This is a genomic window from Leifsonia sp., from assembly GCF_051955155.1.
Classification (GTDB): Bacteria; Actinomycetota; Actinomycetes; order Actinomycetales; family Microbacteriaceae; genus Leifsonia.
In genome coordinates this window covers 26,704-42,889 of the sequence record NZ_JBQCGZ010000001.1, presented here as the reverse complement: position 1 = coordinate 42,889, position 16,186 = coordinate 26,704, and the positions used below count along the sequence as shown (strand labels likewise).

13 protein-coding genes, 4 tRNA genes and 1 pseudogene are annotated in these 16,186 nt (G+C 69.0%); 7 read left to right on the top strand and 11 right to left on the bottom strand.

Going from position 1 to position 16,186, the window contains the following annotated elements; all coding sequences use genetic code 11:
- Window positions 1-587 (bottom strand): annotated as a pseudogene (thrS, locus tag ACTHMF_RS00205) (threonine--tRNA ligase); the annotation flags it as partial.
- A gap of 157 nt (window positions 588-744) precedes the next feature.
- Here thrS and ACTHMF_RS00200 point away from each other — a divergent pair.
- From ACTHMF_RS00200 to ACTHMF_RS00180, 5 genes are all read left to right on the top strand, one after another.
- On the top strand, window positions 745-1,194 hold the full coding sequence (locus ACTHMF_RS00200; protein ID WP_440315814.1) for a hypothetical protein: 450 nt from the start codon (window positions 745-747) through the stop codon (window positions 1,192-1,194).
- Between the two features lie 22 nt (window positions 1,195-1,216).
- The gene (locus ACTHMF_RS00195) at window positions 1,217-2,116 is read left to right on the top strand and encodes a hypothetical protein (RefSeq protein WP_440315813.1); all 900 of its coding nucleotides are present in this window, start codon (window positions 1,217-1,219) and stop codon (window positions 2,114-2,116) included.
- Between the two features lie 34 nt (window positions 2,117-2,150).
- On the top strand, window positions 2,151-2,516 hold the full coding sequence (locus ACTHMF_RS00190; RefSeq protein ID WP_440315812.1) for a hypothetical protein: 366 nt from the start codon (window positions 2,151-2,153) through the stop codon (window positions 2,514-2,516).
- Window positions 2,517-2,612: 96 nt separating this feature from the next.
- The gene (locus ACTHMF_RS00185; protein WP_440315811.1) at window positions 2,613-3,536 is read left to right on the top strand and encodes a hypothetical protein; all 924 of its coding nucleotides are present in this window, start codon (window positions 2,613-2,615) and stop codon (window positions 3,534-3,536) included.
- Between the two features lie 62 nt (window positions 3,537-3,598).
- Window positions 3,599-4,468 carry an NAD(P)H-binding protein gene (locus ACTHMF_RS00180; RefSeq protein ID WP_440315810.1) on the top strand — a complete coding sequence of 290 codons (870 nt, stop codon included), beginning with the start codon at window positions 3,599-3,601 and terminating at the stop codon, window positions 4,466-4,468.
- 169 nt (window positions 4,469-4,637) lie between these two features.
- On the opposite strand, the gene ACTHMF_RS00175 is transcribed toward ACTHMF_RS00180, so the two are convergent.
- The 3 genes from ACTHMF_RS00175 to ACTHMF_RS00165 all read right to left on the bottom strand — a co-directional run bounded on the left by ACTHMF_RS00175 (window position 4,638) and on the right by ACTHMF_RS00165 (window position 4,933).
- Window positions 4,638-4,709: transfer RNA gene (locus ACTHMF_RS00175), tRNA-Val, on the bottom strand.
- Between the two features lie 21 nt (window positions 4,710-4,730).
- Window positions 4,731-4,801: transfer RNA gene (locus ACTHMF_RS00170), tRNA-Cys, on the bottom strand.
- A 59-nt stretch (window positions 4,802-4,860) separates the two neighbouring features.
- Window positions 4,861-4,933, bottom strand: a tRNA-Gly gene (locus tag ACTHMF_RS00165).
- Between the two features lie 188 nt (window positions 4,934-5,121).
- Between ACTHMF_RS00165 and ACTHMF_RS00160 the strand changes: the two genes are divergently transcribed.
- A tRNA-Val gene (locus tag ACTHMF_RS00160) sits at window positions 5,122-5,197 on the top strand.
- Window positions 5,198-5,271: 74 nt separating this feature from the next.
- Here the strand turns inward: ACTHMF_RS00160 and paaK are convergent.
- The 6 genes from paaK to ACTHMF_RS00130 all read right to left on the bottom strand — a co-directional run bounded on the left by paaK (window position 5,272) and on the right by ACTHMF_RS00130 (window position 13,488).
- Window positions 5,272-6,558, bottom strand: a complete 1,287-nt coding sequence (paaK, locus tag ACTHMF_RS00155) for a phenylacetate--CoA ligase PaaK (RefSeq protein WP_440315809.1) — start codon at window positions 6,556-6,558, stop codon at window positions 5,272-5,274.
- Window positions 6,559-6,607: 49 nt separating this feature from the next.
- Entirely contained in the window at window positions 6,608-7,018 is a 411-nt protein-coding gene (paaI, locus tag ACTHMF_RS00150; protein ID WP_440315808.1) for a hydroxyphenylacetyl-CoA thioesterase PaaI, read from the bottom strand.
- 22 nt (window positions 7,019-7,040) lie between these two features.
- The gene (locus ACTHMF_RS00145) at window positions 7,041-8,447 is read right to left on the bottom strand and encodes an aldehyde dehydrogenase family protein (RefSeq protein ID WP_440315807.1); all 1,407 of its coding nucleotides are present in this window, start codon (window positions 8,445-8,447) and stop codon (window positions 7,041-7,043) included.
- Window positions 8,448-8,452: 5 nt separating this feature from the next.
- Window positions 8,453-10,480: a primary-amine oxidase gene (locus ACTHMF_RS00140; RefSeq protein WP_440315806.1), complete on the bottom strand. Its 2,028-nt coding sequence runs from the start codon at window positions 10,478-10,480 to the stop codon at window positions 8,453-8,455.
- Between the two features lie 226 nt (window positions 10,481-10,706).
- Window positions 10,707-11,699 carry a helix-turn-helix domain-containing protein gene (locus ACTHMF_RS00135; protein ID WP_440315805.1) on the bottom strand — a complete coding sequence of 331 codons (993 nt, stop codon included), beginning with the start codon at window positions 11,697-11,699 and terminating at the stop codon, window positions 10,707-10,709.
- A gap of 124 nt (window positions 11,700-11,823) precedes the next feature.
- Window positions 11,824-13,488: an APC family permease gene (locus ACTHMF_RS00130; RefSeq protein ID WP_440315804.1), complete on the bottom strand. Its 1,665-nt coding sequence runs from the start codon at window positions 13,486-13,488 to the stop codon at window positions 11,824-11,826.
- Window positions 13,489-13,623: 135 nt separating this feature from the next.
- Here ACTHMF_RS00130 and ACTHMF_RS00125 point away from each other — a divergent pair, with 135 nt between their 5' ends.
- The gene (locus ACTHMF_RS00125) at window positions 13,624-14,808 is read left to right on the top strand and encodes a MalY/PatB family protein (RefSeq protein WP_440315803.1); all 1,185 of its coding nucleotides are present in this window, start codon (window positions 13,624-13,626) and stop codon (window positions 14,806-14,808) included.
- Window positions 14,809-14,841: 33 nt separating this feature from the next.
- Here ACTHMF_RS00125 and ACTHMF_RS00120 read toward each other — a convergent pair whose 3' ends face one another.
- On the bottom strand, window positions 14,842-16,143 hold the full coding sequence (locus ACTHMF_RS00120; RefSeq protein ID WP_440315802.1) for an O-acetylhomoserine aminocarboxypropyltransferase/cysteine synthase family protein: 1,302 nt from the start codon (window positions 16,141-16,143) through the stop codon (window positions 14,842-14,844).
- Window positions 16,144-16,186 lie beyond the last annotated feature (43 nt).

Sequence of the window (16,186 nt, the reverse complement as noted above, 5' to 3'; positions counted from 1 at the left end):
AGCTGCGGGTTCTTCTCCGAGCCGCGCCAGTAGGCGGCGGCGACGCGCGTGAGCGCCCAGCCGTTGCCGATCATGCGGGTGTTCGGCAGGTGCGGGCCGCGGCAGAGGTCCTTCCAGACGGTCTCGCCGGTCTTCGGGTCGACGTTGTCGTAGATGGTCAGCTCGCCGGAGCCGACCTCGACGGACTCGTTGTCGCCGCCGTCGGAGGCGTGGCCCTTGAGCCCGATGAGCTCGAGCTTGAACGGCTCGTGCGCGAGCTCGGCGCGCGCCTCCTCGTCGGTGACGACCCGGCGCACGAAGCGCTGACCCGCGCGCACGATGCGCGCCATCTCCTTGTCGAGGGCCTTGAGGTCCTCCGGGGTGAACGCGTCGGCGACGTCGAAGTCGTAGTAGAAGCCGTCCGTGATGGGCGGCCCGATACCGAGCTTCGCCTCCGGGTTGATCGCCTGCACGGCCTGCGCGAGCACGTGCGCGGTGGAGTGCCGCAGGATGTTGAGGCCGTCGGGCGAGTCGATGGTCACCGGCTCGACCGTGTCGGTGGTCGTGACGGTCGTCGCGAGATCCTTCAGCTCACCGTTGACGCGCATCGCGACAACGGAACGGTCGGTGAAGAGCTCGAAGCCGTCGGCCACCTGTCCACTCCTTGTGTCGTTGGGAAAAGGGATGGCACAAGCCTAGTGCGCGCGGGAGCGGGCTCGGAGACATCCGCCCTCCCGCTGCTACGCTCGCGCCAGGGGGGTCGATATGAGGGGGTACATCGCCGCGCTGGTCGCGGCACCGCTCGCGGTGCTGGTCGCGGTCACGGTCACGGGATGCGTCGCGCCGCCCACGCCGTTCGACGGCGAGCGGCATGCACGGGACGAGCTGCCGTCCGCCGTGGCCGACGTCATCGAGGATGCCGACCTGTCGACGTCGCGGTATCAGGGCGAGGCAGCAGGACGCTCGCTGTACCTCGTGCGCGGCACGGGCTCGTACCAGATCTGCCTCGCCTTCTCGGACGGCAGCGCGGAGGGTGTCGGCGCCTCCTGCAGCGGTGGGGACTGGCTGCGCGTCACGCTCGCCGACGGGGCCGCGTTCGAGGTCCGGCTGGCCGGCTTCCCGGAGACCCCGAGGCCGGGGGAACACGACATCTCCCGATGGCTGCGACAGGTGGACGCGCGGCCGGAGCCGGGAGACGGCGAGAACGACTCGTGAACACGAACAGAGGGGAATGACGATGGGACTCTTCCGACGCCGCGCACAGGAGCCGCAGCCCGAGGACCGCATCGAGTGGGTGACGGCGATCGCGCGGCGGAACCTGGCCGAGCGGGGCATCGAGACGACGATCGAGCACGCCGGAGAGCCGGAGGACGTCACTCTCGTGGCCGCCGACGGACAGCGGTACCCGCTCTTCAACGCGTTCGCGAAGACGCACGGAGCGACCGCCGACCAGGCGGTGCAGATCGTGGCCGAGCACATCGGCAACCTCATCGACGCCCGGAGCACCCCGGCCATCGATCGACTGTCGGCCGACGAGCTCCGCGGCCAGGTGCGCACCCGCATCCTCCCCGGCGGCGAGGGCGCGCCGGGCGAGCCGACGTTCCGCTACGCGCGACGGTTCACCGACGAGCTCATCCTCGCCCTCTGCATCGACTTCCCGACGACCGTGCAGTTCGTCTCCGACGCCGACGTCGACCGGCTCGCCGTGGGTCTGGACGAGCTGTACGCCTACGGTCAGCGCAACACCGACGGCGAGCCCGTCGACCGCCGCTTCGAGCCCGCTCCCGGCATCCAGGTGATCGTCGGCGACTCGATGTTCACCGCGTCCAAGGCCGCCAACCTCCCCGCCGTGATCGGCGAAGCGCCGCGGGGCGCTCTCATCACGATCCCGCACCGGCACGTGCTCATCGCGCTGCCCGTCACCGGAGCCGAGACGCTGCCCGCGGTCGAGCAGCTGCTCGAGATCACGATGCAGGTCCTCCGCAGCGGGCCCCCGCCCGGGGGCGTCGTCTCGGCCGACATCCTGTTCTCCCGTGACGGCGAGGTCAGCCGGGTCTCCTCGATCGACGACGAGGGGATGGTCTCGATCGCCGTCGACGAGCGTCTGCAGAGCGCACTCGAGGAGGCGATCGGCTGACCGGATCCGGAGCGTCCACGGTCGGGGTTGATGGATGTCGATAGCAGAACGCGAGAGTGTCGCCGCCCGGGATCGGATCCGCTCCCGCCGCCGCACGATCGCGGCGAACGTCCTCGTCGCGTGCGCCGTGCTGGTGCTGCTGCTCATGGCGGCCTACGACGCGTTCTTCCTCACCCAGTGGAACATCGTGGGCCGGCTCTTCGTGCTCGGTGGCCTCCTCCTGATGGGGTGGATTCCGGTCGCCCTGGCCATCGTCGCCGTCTGCCTGCGGCCGTACTGGCCGACCTTCATCCTCCTGGGTGTCGTCGGGGCCGCCGTCCTGGCAACGCTGGCGCTCGTCTGGTTCCTGCCGGAAGCGGCGGACACGAACCCGCAGATCTCCTGGCCCCGGCGCGGATAGTCCGCGCGAAGGAGCCGCCTCCGTCGTCCGGTGGATGCGCGGCGGCGTCGGCGGCGACAGGCTGGAGCTGTGCGGTGGCGAGCGGTTCTCGGGTGGATGCCCCTCGGGCTGTTCGCGGCGCTGACCGCCTCCGGTGTGTTGCTCGACTCGGTCGAGACCGGGAACCCGGATGTGCTCCTGGTGGGAACCCTCGATGGCATGCAACTCGGCCTGCTGCTGCTCCTGTTCGCCGCGGCGAGCGGCACGATCGCCCTCATCCAGGCGATCGTGCTGGTGGGCCGACTGCGCTGGGCTCCCGTTCGGGTCCTCGTGCGGCTCATCGCCGGGGTATTGCTCGCGGCCGCCGTCCCCGTCGGCTACGTGCTCCTGATCGCGGCCGCGTTCGCCTCCTCGTACGGGTACCGCCCGCTGACCGTCCCCGGCCACACGGTCGTCGTCCGCTCCTTCACCTGGCACCACACCAGCCTCGCCATCCTCGAGCAGGACGGGATGCTGTTTCACCCCGTGATGCTCTGCGGCGGCTCCCTCCCGGTGGACGCGTACAACGCCTTCTCGGCCGGCCAATACGACATCGTCTCCCGCGGGGGCCGCGCCGTGCTCCGTTTCGCGAAGGCCCGGTCGGCCCGTACACCGGTGCGGCCGTCCTCGGAACGCGACCGGGCGAGGACGTCTCGGGGAGTTGCGCGGCACCCTAACTGCAACAACCCCTCGTTCCTGGGGTTTCTCTCTGCAACGGATGCCTGCAGCTGTGTCGCGTCGTTCGATTCCGTCGCCGTCGCTGCCCCCATCGTCTCTGTGCTTCATTCTGGCATCGCGTCCGCCACGGTGACCTTGCACGGTCCCCCGCGCACCGCCTTCGGCTCACACGTCCACGTCGCAGCATCGGGCGCGATGACAGGTCGGTGTGCTGCAGCTCGACACTGTGCGGTAGTGTCTGCGGCGGATGACCATTCGAATCGCGATCCTCGCACGCCCCTGACGGCTCAGCTCTCGCGCGTGCGCGCGGCGACGGGCTCGTGACGGCCGGGAGTCTCCGACTCCCGCGCCCCTCACCGCTTTCGTCAACTCGTCAGGAGCACGCAATGACCCACATCCTCATCACCGGCGCATCCGGCCGTCTGGGCGGCGCCGCCGTCCGTTCCCTGCTCGCCCTCCATCCCGCCGCGGAACTGCACGCGCTGGTCCGCACGCCAGAAGCCGCCGATCGACTCGTACGGATCGGAGTGGATGCGCGCATCGCCGACTACGCGGATCCTCTGCGCCTCGCGGAAGCATTCCGCGGAATCGATCGTCTGCTCTTCGTCTCGAGCCCGGTGCTCGATCCGGGCGAGCGGCTCCGCCAGCATCGCGCTGTCGTCGCCGCCGCGACGTCGCTCGAGCACATCGTCTACACGAGCATCCAGGGCGCCGAGCGCGACCCGGCCCATTCGGCGACGGAAGCCGCGCTGCGCGCACGCGGCGGAACGACGATCCTGCGCAACGGGTTCTACACCGAGCCCTTCGTGTCGGCAGCCCTCGAGCAGGCGCGGAACGGATCGATCGCGTCGGCCACGGCGTCCCAGCCGCTGGCCACCGCGTCCATCGCCGATCTCGCCGACGCCGCCGCACGGCTGGTCCTAGGCTCGCCCCACGAGGGGCTGCTGGAGCTGCGTGGGCCGGCGTGGACGTATGCCGAGCTCGCAGCCGTCCTGGGCGGTCTGCTGGAGCGGCCCGTCGACCACCGGGATGTCGCTGTCGCCGACGCCGGCCCATTCGGACCGCTGCATGCGGCGGCGGCGGCAGGGCTGCTCGCGCACCAGACGGACGATCTCCGTCTGACGCTCGGTCACGACCCGCGGCGGATCGGGGAAGTCGCTGCCGAGGTGCTGGCAGACGTCGAGAGTGCCGGGAACGCATCGACGGATGGACCCGAGAAGCTGGACGATCCGCGAGCGCGGGGCGGAAGGCCCTGACGACGGCATGGCGTGCGACGGCGGCCCGGCAACGCATCCCGGTTGCCGGGCCAAGGCGGCCACGATGACCGGAAGGCTGAAGCCGACATGTCGCCATGCTGGACCGCGGCGGGTCGCCGCTACATCGGTGCAATGAGAAAACCCCCGGTCTCCCGGGGGTTTCTCTCTGTGGGCGATACTGGGATCGAACCAGTGACCTCTTCCGTGTCAGGGAAGCGCGCTACCGCTGCGCCAATCGCCCGAGCCTGACGAATCAGGATCGAGGTGGATACGGGATTCGAACCCGTGTATACGGCTTTGCAGGCCGCTGCCTCGCCTCTCGGCCAATCCACCGAACGGGTTGTTCACCGTATTCGAGAGGCCCGGAATCGTTCAGAAACCGGGCCGGCTCGAGCGGATGACGAGACTCGAACTCGCGACCCTCACCTTGGCAAGGTGATGCGCTACCAACTGCGCTACATCCGCATTTCGTTCCGCGGTCTCCCGCGGCACTTGAATGACTTTAGCCGATCCCGACGCCGATGACAAAACCGGACGCGCCGTCCGGGTGTGTCGCGGAGCGCGACCCGCCCGACGGCCGGCCGATGTGCATTCCGGCCCCCGCGTCGGCTAGTATCGAATCTCGCAGCCGGGCGACCGGCCGCGGTCCGCACGGGCGATTGGCGCAGTTGGTAGCGCGCTTCCTTCACACGGAAGAGGTCATCAGTTCGAGTCTGGTATCGCCCACCACCAGCGACAGAACCCCCCGGCACGCGCCGGGGGGTTCTTGCTGTGCCCGCGTCCGGGATCGTCGGCCCCAGCGTTCAGCGGTAGTCGTAGACCCGCTGGTACTTTCCTTCGCTGCGCGGGAGCTCCCCCGGCTCCACGAGCACCACGTCGACAGTCGTACCGATGTGCGACTTGATGCGCTGCTGGAGCACGACCGCAGCCGTCTCGCAGACAGCGCGTTCGAGGGACGGATGCCGTTCGATCCGGACGGTCATCGCGTCCATGCGACCGCTCGTGCGCAACTCCAGGACGAAATGCGGTGTGAGCGCCTCGATGCCCAGGACGAGTTCCTCGATCTGGGTCGGGAAGAGATTCACGCCCCGGACGATGATCATGTCGTCGTTGCGCCCGGTGATCTTCTCGATACGCCGCATCGCGGGGAACGCGGTCCCCGGCAGAAGACGGGTGAGGTCGCGCGTGCGATACCGGATGACCGGGAACGCCTCCTTCGTCAGCGACGTGAACACCAGCTCCCCGATCTCACCGTCCGCCACCTGCGCGCCGGTGTCGCCGTCGACCGTCTCGGGCAGGAAGTGATCCTCCCACACGTGCGGACCATCCTTCGTGGTGACGGCCTCGTTCGCGACGCCGGGTCCCATGACCTCGCTGAGGCCGTAGATGTCGACAGCCTCGATGCCGAGCCGCCGCTCGATCTCCCGGCGGAGTTCGTTGGTCCACGGCTCGGCGCCGAGAATGGCCACCTTCAGGGAGGTCGAGCGAGGGTCGATGCCGGCCTCGACCCTCGCATCGGCGATCGCGAGCAGGTAACTCGGCGTGCACATGATGGCGTCCGGTTCGAAGTCGGTGATCAGCTGCACCTGGCGCGCGGTCCTGCCGCCGGATACCGGGATGACGGTGGCGCCCAGCTTCTCGATCCCGGCGTGTGCGCCCAGCCCTCCCGTGAACAGCCCGTACCCGTAGGCGTTGTGCACCTTCATACCGGGACGTACTCCCGCGGCGCGCAGACACCGCGCGACGAGCGTCGCCCAGCGCTCGAGGTCTCCCGCCGTATAGCCGACGACAGTCGGCCGACCGGTTGTACCCGACGAGGCATGGACGCGCGCGACCCGCTCCATCGGCACGGCGAACATCCCGAACGGGTAGGTTTCGCGGAGGTCAGCCTTGGTCGTGAAGGGAAAGCGTCGGATGTCGTCGACCGTGCGCAGGTCGTCGGGTCCGACACCCGCCTCGTCGAATTTGCGCCGGTACAGCGGCACATTGTCGTAGGCATGGCGGACCGTCCACCGCAGGCGCTTCAGCTGGAGCTGGCGCAGTTCATCGCGGGTGATCAGCGCAGGGTCGACATCGCCGAGGGTGGGCATCGCGGAAGCGTTCGTCGTGTGTGACATGGGGTCCTCCGGAAGGTGGGGGTCAGCCTGCTTGCGGGCGGTCGGTCGTGAGAGAACGGCCGCGGAATTCGGCGACGACATCGCCCGCCTCGTCGACGACCGTCACGTCATAGATCCCGGTGCGACCTCTCACGACGCGCCGGGATGCGTGAGCGGTCAGCGTCTGGCCGACGGTCGTGGACTTCAGGAACGAGATGTCGGCCCCGGCGGCGACCGTCACCCGCTCGTCTTCGTTGCAGGCCAGGGCGAACGCCGTGTCGGCAAGTGCGAACACGATGCCGCCATGGGTGATGGCGAACCCGTTGAGCATGTCGTCGCGCACGACCATGCTGACCGCGGCCTCGCCCGGGTCGTCGACTTCTATCCGCAGCCCGAGCGCCGCCGATGCCCGGTCACGCCGGATCATCGGACGCGTATGCGCGTTCATGCGCATACCTCCGGTCCTGTCCTCACGGCTAACCCTGGATGATCTGCGGTTGGGCAACGGACTTCAGGCCGGCCACCCCGAACTCCAGCCCATAGCCCGACTGCTTCGCTCCGCCGAACGGGACGAACGGGTTGATGGTTCCGTGCGAGTTGATCCAGACCGTGCCGGCCTGGATCCGAGCGGCGAGCTCACGGGCGCGCTCCCGGTCGGACGACCAGACCGAGGCGCCGAGGCCCGCGTCGAGCTCGTTGGCCAGGCGCACGGCCTCATCCAGATCGGTGTAGCGGACGATCGGCAGTGCAGGACCGAACTGCTCCTCGACGACGAGGTCGTTGTGCGGGTCGATATCGGCGATCAGCGTTGTCGGGTAGAAGTAGCCGACCGCATCGCGGTCGGGATCGCCGCCCAGCACCACGCGCGCACCAGAGGCCTTCGCCGACGCGACGAGACGGTCGACGATCTCGAACTGCATATCGTTCTGCAGCGGGCCGAGCACATTCTCCTCATCGAGGCCGTTGCCCATCGGCATCCGCGCGGCGACCTCGGCGAGCGCCGACACGACGCTGTCGTAGATCGCGTCCGCCACGTAGAGGCGCTTCAGCGCCGCACAGGTCTGTCCGGTGTTGATGAAGGCGCCCCAGAAGAGGTCTTCGGCGATCGCTTCCGGGTCGACATCGTCGAGCACGATCCCCGCGTCGTTGCCGCCGAGCTCGAGCGTGAGCCGCTTGATGCTGCCGGAGCTCGCCTCGATGATCTTCTTCCCCGTGCGCGTCGAACCCGTGAACATGATCTTCTCGACCAGGTCGCTTTCCACGATGCGCGATCCCAGGTCGCCGCCGCCGGCGACGACGTTCAGCACGCCGTCCGGAAGAACCGTGTTGACCACGTGAGCGAGGGCGAGTCCGGACAGTGTGGTGTATTCGGACGGCTTCTGCACGACGGCGTTACCCATGCGCAGCGCCGGGATGATCTGCCAGATCGCGATCATCATCGGCCAGTTCCACGGCGTGATCGCGCCGACCACGCCGAGGGGACGGTAGTGCATCTCGGCGTACGTCTCGCCGTCGTCGATGACGACTTCCACCGGCAACGGTGTGGCGGCGGGAACCCGCGTCCAGGCGGCGCACGCGCTCACCTCGAAGCGCGCGTTCGGTCCGTTCAGCGGCTTGCCCTGCTCACGTGAGAGCAATTCGGCGAGCGCCTCGGCGTTCGCCTCGATCGCATCGGCGATCCGGTTCAGGTGGCCGACGCGCTCCTCGTCGCTCAACGCAGCCCATGCGGGCTGCGCGGCGCGCGCACGGTCGATGGCCGCGTCGACGTCGGCGGCGGACTGGACCGGGACGCGTCCGATCAGCTCCCCGGTCGCGGGATCGTGCACCTCGCGGCCGCCCTCCCGCACCGTGATGGCCTGCAGAAGCTCGTTGTAACGTGACATTCGGTTCACTCCTTCGTGTTCGTTGGCTGGGATGATCGGCAGGCGCAGTCGCCTCCCGCACAGCACGCGTCGCCGTGCCCGCTGCGAGCGTCGTCCGGCAGGTCCAGGGTGGGGTTCTGATCGAGGAAGCCGTGCGGTTTGAACCAGAATCCGGAGTAGTCGACAGGCATCACCGGCCAGTCCTCGGTACGCGGGAAGTGCGTCGGCCCGAACTGGTGCCACAGGACGATGTCCTCGCCGTCGATACTGCGGTTGGCCGCCGTCCAGGCCGGTAATCCCTGGAAACCGGAACTCTGACTCGGATACGTGCCTGCGGGGAAGATCTCGTCCTCCGCATAGCGCGTCGCCCAGAGGTGCCGCGTCGCGAAGTTCGCGCGGGCCGCCACCGTCGACCCGGGCTGGGCGAGCAACGGCGCCTTCCCTTCGGGGATGAGGCGGTACCCGGTCGGCCTGCCGACGTGGTTTTTCCGATGCGCACTCCGCACATCCCACACTCGCGCGCGGAGCCCGTCGGCGAGACGCTTCGCCGAGGCCTCGTCCTTCAGCTGCCGGTCGGACCACGTGAAGGCGTTGCCACGCCGGTTGAGAGGCCCCATCGGCAACGGCACCGCCTCGATCTCGTGCACCGTGTTGTCCTCGCCGTCGATGGCGACGTCGAGCCGCGCGGAGAACAGATGCTGGTGCACCGGAGTGAAGACGCCGGGCGAGACCTCCGTGTTGTGAGGGCTGTCCGTTCCTGGCAGGCCCGCGCCGGCGAAGACAACGCCCGTCGCCTTCGCTTCGACCTGGATCGAACCGTCGAGGTAGAAATACCAGAAGAATCCGTAGTCGTAATTGCCGACCGTGGCGAAGTAGCTGATCACAAGGCGTCGGCTCCGGCGGGTGTCGGGATGGCCTTCGAGATCGGTGTGCTTCCACTGGATCCCGTAATCCTCTTCGTGCATGCAGACGACGCGGTCCAGCTTCACCGGATTGCCCAGGTCGTCGTTCACGAAGGCGTCGAAATAGTGGATGACACCGAGGCAATCGCACCCCAGCAAGAGGGAGTTCGCGTTACGCCCGAGCAGGTACTCGCCGGCGTCGAAATAGCTCACCCAGTATCTGGTCTCGTCGACATCGCCGTATGGCACGACCATCTCCGGAATGCTCGCCCTGGTGAGGACGGAGCGGTCCTCATCACCGTCCCTCCACGAGACCGTGCTCAGAACGAGGCCCTCGCGCGCGTTGAAGCCGACGTGCAGTTTCCAGTTCTCCCACTGCACACTGTTGCCGTCGACAGAGAAGCTCGGACCTTCCGGCATGGTGATCTCGATCGGCTTCAGGCTGGTCCGCGCCGGGCCCTGGGCGGCGAGACCGTAATTCCCGTGCTCCATGGGGGTCGGGATGGCACCCTCGTCGTAGATCTCGAACACGCGCCGCTCGACCATGTCGACCTTCACGATGAGCCCTTCCACGGGATGCGCCCACGGGCTGTCCCCCTCGTTCGGCACGAGGTAGGTGAGCGAACGCAGGAACCGGCGTCCCTCGTTCCCGGACTCCTCCGGGAAGTAGCCGGGAGCCAGTGGCGAGCAGAAGCACGTCTTCGTGTACTCGGCGAGCCCGCGCCGCTTCATCGCCGCGCGCCATCCCGCGTCGGATTTCACGATGTCGGCGACCTCGAAGAACTCCTCCATCAGAACAGCGGCCTGACCGCGTTCCGGGGTATCCGGCAGCACGGACCTCGTGATGACCGCGCCCGGTGTGATCGAGACGAGCACCTCCGAATGCTCGCCGCTCGACCGGTCGATCAGGGTCGCGCGCGCTCGTCGCTCGAAAGGCTGCCCCGGCCGCCATTTCGCCAGAGCGGCTTTGGCCGGGTCGACGGGGAGCAGCATCGCCACCCGCACGTGTTCGGTCAGCAGCCCCGCTTCGTGCAGGACCTCCCTGATCCTCGAGATGTCACTCGCGCTGAGCGGATCGAGCGGATGCTGCGCGTGGACAGGTGTGCTGACCCGCTGACCGTGGGTGTGCGTCGTATCGGGGGCGTGCGTCATCGGTTTCCTCGGCTCTGAGCAGATGCGTGCTGAACCCAGCCTCCCCTGTCCGCGAGCCTCGGCGGCGGTGAGCCGGAGCGATGAGCAACGCCAGACAAAAAGTCCCCCGGCTGTGCACCGGCGGTCAAGTGGTGTCGCCGCCTCCGCTCGCCGCCCGGCCGCCCTCCCCGGCACGACTGTCGGCGCTAGCCTGCCGGAGAATGGGAGACGTGCAGGCGGAACTCGATCACCGCGATGCGAAGGCGCGCCGCGACGGCGTCGGTCGCAAGTCCCGTGGCGAGATACCGTAGCTCTTCTTGAACACCCGGCTGAAGTGGGCCGGGTCCACGAACCCCCAGCGGCCGGCGATCCTGGCGACCGGCTGATCCGCGCAGCGGGGGTCGGAGAGATCGGCGCGACAGCACTCGAGCCGCCTGTCGCGGATCACTCGCGAGACGGAGGTCGAGTGCTCGGCGAACAGGGCGTACAAATGCCTGAGCGAGATGAAGTGCGCTGCGGCGATGCTCCGCGGCGAGAGATCCGGCGACCCCAGGTTCGCGTCGATGTATGCGTTGATCTTCTGCAGGAGTTCCTCGTGCGGATCGCGCGCGGTCGATTCGACGTCCAGGATGGCGGACAGCAGCGTGGTCATGAGCTCGATGCTCGCGTGCGCCAGTTTCGTCCGAGTTGCCGGCGGGAGGGTACGCAGCTGGGGCGACGCCTGTCCGATGAAGTCCGCGACCACACTCGACAGCGGGTGCTTCTCCCGCAGCGAGACCGCCGTCACCGAGTCGGCGAAGGCGCTCGGCAGCATGAGCCGGTCTTTGGGGTACATCATGACGAGGTCGCGGAAGGACTCCTCGAAGAGAAGAGAGTACGGCCGGGACGTGTCGTAGAACGAGATGTCGCCCGGGCGCATCACCGCCTCGCGACCGTCCTGGATGAGCACAGAGGACCCCGACAGCATGACACTGACCTTGTAGAAGCCGCTGCCCCCGCGTTCGATCGTCTCCGCCGTCCGGGTGACGAGCTGGGGCGTGGCATCCACTTCGGTGAAGTGAGCGCCGCACGCTCGTGCGGTCGCCAGAGCGCCGGAGAACGGCCGTGGAGACTCGGCGGAAACCTGAAGGGGAACGAACGACGTGTTCACTGCTTCGCAGTAGCGCTCGAAGGCCGCCGTTCGCACGACTGTCGGAGCCGATTCGCCGCGACTCTGCATGGAACTCACCTCACGGATCACGCCGTCTACGTCGCTGTAGCCGGCCTCACCTGAACGATTGGTCGGTGATTGTGCACCGTATCGGCGTTCCACACCGGAGTCAAACGCGCGAAGGGATGAGGGCTGACGACCATGGGGCTGTCGCTCACGAGGCGCCCGGCTCCGAATCGGCCGGATCCCGCACCGCTCTGCTCTCCGCGGCGGACTCGGCGAGTTCCTCATCGAATCTCTCGAGATCCTCCGAGAGCCGCTCGTAGACCTCGGGCTTTCGCGACCTGAGATGAGCGCCGTACAGGATTCCTCCGATGACCGCGACGACGAGGATCCACGGAAGCACCAGGACGTATGGCTCATCGGAGCCCGCCACGGTCCCGAAATTGACGACGGCCATCGTGCTGAGAACCGCGAGCGCAACGAACCCGAGCCCGGGTGCGACGAATGTGCTCCACCAGCGAGGGTCATGTCGCGCGCGAAAGTGGGCGACCACGGCGAGCGCGGCGATCGCCTGAACGATCACGATCGCGAGGGTGGCGAATCCGAGACCGACGGGCACCAGTGTCGCGATCGACGGGACGTCGGGGAACACGGTCCTGAAGATCGCCGCGATGAGGACCGCGAAGATGAAGTTCGCGAGAAGCGCCCGCTGCGGGGATCCCTGTGCGTTCGTTCTGGCGAGCCAGGCCGGCAGCACGTGCGCCCGCCCGAGCGAGAAGAGGTAACGGCCTGCCGAGTTGTGGAACGCGAGTTGCGCGGCGAAGAGACTGACGACCACGAGGACCAGGGCGATGATGACGCCGGACTCCCCGAGGTAGTCGCCGATGATCACGAGCGTCAGATCGCCGGCTTCCATGTGCTCGACGGCCTGGCTCTGAGCGTCGTTCACGCCGAGAGCGCTGACGATCGCCCAGGCGGCGATCGCATGCATGAGACCGATGACGATGATGGCGGCGTAGGTCGCCCGGGGAATGGTTCGACGGGGGTCCTTCGCCTCCTCGCCGAACAGCGCGGTGGCCTCGAAGCCGATGAACGCGGTCGCCGCCAGCAGCAGGCCGATCCACAGCGAACCGCTCGTGATCACCTGTGGCGTGAAGACCGCCGGGTCGAAGCCCGTTCGCACGAGCACCGAAATGCTGAAGGTGCAGACCATGACGACCTCGAGCACGAGGGCGACGCCGAGCACGACAGCGCTGACGTGGATTCCCGAGACGGCGAGAACGAAGACGACGGCGAAGAGAGCGAGGCCGGTCCAGAACCAGTCGAGGGTGACCGCGCCTCCCGTGATCTGCGGCACGACGACCATTCCGGCGAAGAAGCCGATGGTGCCGAGGGCGCCGGCGACGAAGGCGTTGTAGCCGATCGTGGCGATGATGCCCGTGATGAGCCCGGCGACTCTGCCCAACCCCTTCACTGCGATGGCATAGAAGCCGCCGGCATTCGTCAGCTCCTTTGTCATCTGCGCGTAGCCGATCGCGAACAAGAGCAGCGCCGCCGCCACGAGCAGGATGGCCACGGGGATCCCGCCGCCGTTGCCGAGCGCGATCGCGAGCGGAAGCACGACGACGAGCACCGTCATCGGCGCCACCGCTGCAAGGACGAGAAAGACGATCGCCCCGACTCCGAGCCTGTTCCTCGCGAGATGAGCACGCGACTCTGCCATATTCGTCTCCTTCGTTGGAGGGCCACGCGGACCGGTGGATTCGAAGTCCAGCACAGGCCCCCTGACGTGTCCATGCGACGGGACAAAGGCTGCACGGACGGAAAAGCCCCAGCACGGGGAGCCAAATCGGCGCAGACCCGTCCGCGACGGCATGGTCGCGCGCTGAACTCGACACCCGGCCGGCTTGACGAGGCCGCGGGGCACTCCCGGGCCATCGGTCGGCCGGCTTCCTTACGCCCCATGACGGCGGCACTCGCGCGCGGGCGGGGACTGCGGCACAGTGTCGCAATGAGTTTCGCACCGGCACGACCCCTGGAGCAGCTGTTCGCCTCCCGGTCGAGCATCAAGTGGCGCCGCTATCCCGCCGATGTGCTGCCGGTGTTCGTCGCGGAGATGGACTTCGACGTCGAGCCGGCCATCCTGGACCGGGTCGCGGACACGCTGCGGAACTCGGACACCGGCTACCTCGACTCCGCAGGCCCGCTCGGGCCGGCGTTCGCCGACTTCGCGTGGAGCTCGTGGCACTGGGGCGTCGACCCGGAGTGGGTGCACATCGCGACCGACGTCACAGTCGGCGTCGTGGAGGCGCTGCGGCTGGTGCTGCCGCCGGCCGGCGGCCGGGTGGTGCTCACTCCCCCGGTCTACCCGCCGTTCTTCGAGATGATCGAGGAGGCGGACGCCGTCGCGGTCACGGTGCCGCTGCGCGAGGAGGCGGGCTGGAGCCTTGACCTCGACGACATCGAGGCCGCGTTCGCCGCGGGAGCCGACGCCCTGCTGCTGTGCAACCCGCAGAACCCGACCGGGCGATGTCACAGCCGGCAGAGCCTGGAGGCGCTCGCCCGTCTCGCCGCCCGCTACGGGGTGTTCGTCGTCAGCGACGAGGTGCACGCGCCGCTCGCGCATCCCGGGGCCCGGTTCACGCCGTTCGCGCCCGTCGCGCGCGCCGCCGGCGCACGCGCCGTCACCGTCACCTCGGCGAGCAAGGCCTGGAACCTGGCCGGGCTGAAGTGCGCCGTGGTCGTCGCCGCCGAGCCCGCGAGCGCCACCCTGCTCACCCGGCTCCCCGAGGAGCTCGCCGCACGCACCAGCATCCTCGGCCTGCACGCCAACGTCGCCGCGCTGTCGTGCCTCGGCTGGCGCGACGCGCTGCTGCAGCGCATCGTCGAGAACCAGCGGCTGCTGGAGGCCGAGCTGGCCGCGAACGCCCCGGCCGTCAGCGCCGTGCGGGCCGACGCCGGCTACCTGGTCTGGCTCGACTTCCGCGCCACCGCGCTCGGCGACGACCCGGCGCGCACGCTCATCGACGTCGGCCGCGTCGCGCTCAACTCCGGGCTCGCGTTCGGGGAGCAGGGGCGCGGCTTCGCCAGGATCAACCTGGCCTGCGACCCCTCCACCGTGCTGGAGGCGGTGCGACGCATCGCCCGGACCGTGGAGACGGTCGGCGCGCGGCCCCTCACGGTCGCCGCGGGCTGACGGCGCGACCCCCGCCCCGTACCCTCACGCCCCTCATCCCCGCTGTGCGACGTCCAGCGCCTGCTCCAGGTCGTCCAGGATGTCCCGCACGCTCTCCAGCCCGATCGAGAGCCGGATCAGGCCCGGCGTGATCCCCGCGGCCAGGCGCTCGTCCTCGGTCAGCTTGGCGTGGATGGTGCTGCCGAGGTGGATGGCGAGCGTGCGCACATCCCCGATGTGGGTCATCGGCGACACCAGCCGCAGCGCGTCGATGAATCGCCGGGCCGCCTCCCGGCCGCCGGCGAGGTCCAGCGCCACGATCGACCCCGCGCCGCGCGGCAGGTACTGTGCGGCGAGCGCGTGGAACGGGTCAGCCTCGAGTCCGGGATAGCGCACGCGCGCGACGGCGGGATGCGCGGCGAGCCGCTCCGCGACGGCCTGCGCGCTCGCGACGTGCCTGTCCATCCGCAGCGACAGCGTCTCGATGCCGTGCAGCAGCAGGAACGTGGAGGTCGGCGGGACGGTCGGGCCGTACTCCAGCACGATCACGCTGCGCAGGTACGCGAGGAATGCGCCGGCGCCGAACCGGTCGGCGAACGACGCGACGCCGGGGCGCGGCGGCTCGGTCAGCTGCGGGAACCGGCCGGACCCGGCCCAGTCGAACCGGCCGCCGTCCACGATCGCGCCGCCGATGACCGAGCCGTGGCCGGAGAGCCACTTGGACGTCGAGTGGATGACGATGTCCGCTCCCCACTCGATCGGCCGCTCCAGGTACGGCGTCGGCACGGTGTTGTCGACCACCAGCGGGACGCCGCCGGCGTGCGCCAGCCGCGCGATCCGCTCGATGTCGACCACCTGCCCGAGCGGGTTCGGCAGCGACTCGGTGTAGACCGCGCGCGTCTCCGGCCGGAACCGCGCCGCCCAGTCCGCGTCGTCCGCGTCGTCCGGCACCTCCTCGAACCGGATGCCCTGCCGCTTCAGCACGCCGCGGAACATCTCGCGGGTGCCCTCGTAGAGCGACCGCGTGACGAGCACGTGGTCGCCTGCTCCGGCGAGCGCGCTGATCGCGGCGGCGATGGCGGCCTGGCCGCTGGCGACCAGGATCCCGTCGACCCCGCCCTCCAGGTCCGCGATGCGGCGGCCGGCGACCGCGTTGGTCGGGTTCTCGTTGCGCGAGTACGCGCGATTCCGCGCCCGGCCCGCGAAGCGGTCCTCGCCGTCGTCGAAGCTGTCGAAGACGTACCCGGCGGTCTGGTAGATCGGCGTGACGCGGGCGCCGGCCTCCGCATCCACGACCGCGCCGGCGTGGATCTGGCGGGTCTCGAAGTCGAGGGGGCGCGAACAGTCGTCAGCCATGCGGCAACTGTAGTGACGGCGCGGGCCCCGCGCGCGGGCCGGT